The organism is Arenimonas sp., assembly GCF_019459675.1.
Taxonomy (GTDB): Bacteria; Pseudomonadota; Gammaproteobacteria; order Xanthomonadales; family Xanthomonadaceae; genus Arenimonas.
This window is the reverse complement of sequence record NZ_JAIBFH010000088.1, coordinates 1-3,192: the sequence shown is the minus strand read 5'-3', so window position 1 is coordinate 3,192 and position 3,192 is coordinate 1. Positions and strand designations below refer to the sequence as shown.

3 protein-coding genes and 1 pseudogene are annotated in these 3,192 nt (G+C 69.7%); 2 read left to right on the top strand and 2 right to left on the bottom strand.

All coding sequences use genetic code 11. From position 1 onward, the window contains the following. Positions 1 to 466: pseudogene (locus K0M70_RS03355) on the bottom strand (permease); the annotation flags it as partial. Further along, positions 463 to 1,161, bottom strand: a complete 699-nt coding sequence (locus K0M70_RS03350) for an ABC transporter ATP-binding protein (protein ID WP_290779279.1) — start codon at positions 1,159 to 1,161, stop codon at positions 463 to 465. The pseudogene K0M70_RS03355 and the gene K0M70_RS03350, both read right to left, overlap by 4 nt. 30 nt (positions 1,162 to 1,191) lie before the next feature. Between K0M70_RS03350 and K0M70_RS03345 the strand changes: the two genes are divergently transcribed. Continuing rightward, positions 1,192 to 1,851, top strand: coding sequence for an arylesterase (locus K0M70_RS03345; RefSeq protein ID WP_290779276.1), 660 nt, complete (start codon positions 1,192 to 1,194; stop codon positions 1,849 to 1,851). A gap of 28 nt (positions 1,852 to 1,879) precedes the next feature. Next, positions 1,880 to 3,037 (top strand): PQQ-dependent sugar dehydrogenase, encoded by a 1,158-nt coding sequence (locus K0M70_RS03340; RefSeq protein WP_290779274.1) that lies wholly within the window; start codon positions 1,880 to 1,882, stop codon positions 3,035 to 3,037. Positions 3,038 to 3,192: the final 155 nt, after the last annotated feature.

The following is a 3,192-nucleotide window of genomic DNA, read 5'->3' as shown; positions in this document are numbered from 1 at the left end:
GCCCCCCCCCCTGGGCCCCAGGCGGGGGGGCGCGGGGGCGGGTGCCCAAAACGGTCCCTGCGGGGGGCACCCCCCCGGCCGTGCTTTCAAGACCCGTGGCCGGGTCGAGCAGGCGGAAGCTGCCGCGCAAGGGGAAGCCTTCACCCAGGGCTTTGAGGTCGCCCAGGCGCAGGGCGTCACCGGCGCGGATCATGCTGGGGAAGGTCAGCGTCTGGGTCTGCTTGAGCCCGGGCGCGAACGCGGATTCGCGCAGTGCGCCGGTGATGGGCGCGTCCGAGCGCAGCACGGCGTCGCCGCCCAGCAGGCGGTTGGCTTCCAGCGCCAGGGCGCGCTCCGCGCGGTCGGTGACGAAGCCCACCGAGCTGACGGCCATGACGGCCAGCACCAGGGCCGCCAGCAGGATGCGCACGTCGCCCGAGGCGAGGTCGCGCCGCAGCTGGCGCCACGCCAGGCGCGCAATCTTCATGCCGACACCAGTCGGCCGGAATCCAGCCGCAGCACGCGGCCACAGCGCGCCGCCAGGCGCTCGTCATGGGTCACCAGCACCAGCGTGGTGCCGGCGACGCGGTTGAGGTCGAACAACAGGTCCACGATGGCCTGGCCGGTGGTGGTGTCGAGGTTGCCGGTGGGCTCGTCGGCGAACAGCACCGCCGGCCGCGTCACGAATGCCCGCGCCAGTGCGACGCGCTGCTGTTCGCCACCGGAAAGCTGCCTCGGGTAGTGTTCGAGCCGCTCGGCCAGGCCCACCTGCGCAAGGATGGCGCGCGCCGGGCCTTCGGCGTCGTCGTCGCCCCTCAGTTCGAGCGGCAGCATCACGTTCTCAAGCGCGGTGAGCGACGGAAGCAGCTGGAAACTCTGGAAAACAAAGCCGACTTTCTCGCCGCGAACCTTCGCCCGCCCGTCCTCGTCCAGGGCCGACAGGGGTTGTCCGTCCAGCATCACCGAGCCCTCGCTGGGAACGTCCAGGCCTGCCAGCAGCGACAAAAGCGTGCTCTTTCCTGAACCGGAAGCACCGACAATCGCGACCGCTTCACCCTTGGCGATGGTAAAACCGACCCCATCGAGGATAGTGAGCTGTCCCGACGGCAGCGGCACGCGCTTGCCCAATCGTTCTGCACGCAGGGCCTGGGTGGCGGCGTAAACATCGTGGCTGTCGGCCATGGCAATCCTCAAATCGTGGAGTTTCAATCAATGTCGCAAGTTTACGGAGCATGGCGGGCCAGGGTTCAACGGGGCGTAACGGCCCTGCTGCTGGCGCTGGCCCTGCCGGCCATGATGGCGCACGCGGCGCAGCCCAGCCCTGTGCGCAAAGTCTTGGTCATGGGGGATTCACTCTCGGCCGCTTACGGGCTTGCGCCCGCGCAGGGCTGGGTGGCGCTGACCGACGAGCGGCTCAAGGCCCGCCATCCGGGCTGGCGCATGGCCAACGCCAGCATCAGCGGCGAAACCACCGCCGGTGGCGCCAGCCGCATCGCCGGCGAGCTCGCGCGGCACAAGCCGGCCGTGGTGGTGATCGAACTGGGCGCCAACGACGGGCTGCGCGGCCTGCCGCTGGCACAGACGCGCGCCAACCTCGAGCGCATGGTTGTCGCGTCCAAGCAGGCCGGGGCGCGCGTGCTGCTGGTGGGCATGCGCATGCCGCCCAACTTCGGCGCGCAGTACACCCAGGGCTTCGAGCGCAACTACAGTGACCTGGCCAAGCTCCATGGCACCGCCTTGCTACCCTTCCTGCTTGAGCCGATCGCCACCGAGCGCAGCGCGTTCCAGTCCGACAACCTGCACCCGGTGGCCGAGGCCCAGCCCAAGCTGCGGGACCATGTCTGGCCCGCCCTGGCGCCGCTGTTGCGCTGAACTTTTCAAAGTCCCGAGGAATTGCCCGATGAGAACCGCCCTCGCCTCCCTGCTGGTCCTGGCCTGCGCCGCCTGTGGCGCCCGCGAACCCGCGGATGCGGCACAAGCCGCCCGGCCCGCCAAACCAGCGGAAACCACTGAATTCAATGGCCTGGAAATCACCCGGGTTGCCCAGGGGCTCGAGCATCCCTGGGGACTGGCGTTCCTGCCCGACGGCCGCATGCTGGTGACCGAACGTCCCGGCCGGCTGCGCATCGTGTCGTCCGACGGCAGCGTGTCGGCGCCGGTATCGGGAGTGCCCGGGGTTTATGCCAAGGGCCAGGGCGGCCTGCTGGATGTGGCGCTGGATCCCGATTTCGCCACCGATCCCTGGGTGTACCTGAGTTACAGCGAACCCGGTGAAGGCGGCGGTGGCACGGCCGTTGCCCGTGGAAAGCTGGTGGCCGGCGCGCTCACCGATGTGGCGGTGATCTTCCGCCAGCTGCCCAAGCTCGAGGCCGGCCAACACTTCGGTTCGCGCCTGGTGTTCGACCGCGAGGGCCGCCTGTACGTCACCAGCGGCGACCGCGGCAACTGGGACAATCCGCAGCGCCTGGACCGGGGCCAGGGCAAGATATTCCGCATCAACCGCGACGGCAGCATTCCCGCCGACAACCCCTTCGTGGGCCGTGACGATGCCATTCCCGCCGTCTGGTCCTACGGCCATCGCAACGTGCAGGGCGCAGCGCTGCATCCCACCACCGGCGTGCTGTGGCAGACCGAGCACGGGGCGCGCGGTGGCGACGAACTCAATATCCCCGGGGCCGGCCTCAACTACGGCTGGCCCGTGATCACGCTGGGCATCAACTACAACGGCCAGGCGATCGGCTCGGGCGAAAAAACTGCCGAGGGCATGGAGCAGCCGATCCACTCCTGGACGCCGTCCATCGCGCCCAGCGGCCTGGCCTTTTACACCGCCGACCGGTTCCCGGAGTGGAAAGGCAGCCTGTTCGTCGGCGCACTGGCGTTCCAGCGGGTGGTGCGGCTGACCCTGGACGGTGACAAGGTGGTCAGCGAGCAGCCGCTGCTGGTGGACTTCGGCGAGCGTATCCGTGACGTGCGGCAGGGCCCGGACGGTTACCTGTACCTGCTGACCGACGACGCCAAGGGCAAACTGCTGCGCTTGGGTCTGGCGGCCGCTAAATAGCCGCCAGCGCCATCATGGCCTGGTTTTCGTGCACGTGCCGGCCGGGCTCGTCGCGGCCCAGCAGGGCCACCGCCGCCGCGGCGACGTCCGCCCCGGCGCTGGCGCGGTAGCGGCGCACCGGCCCCCGCAGGAAGGGGGTGGGGAAGGGGGAGAAA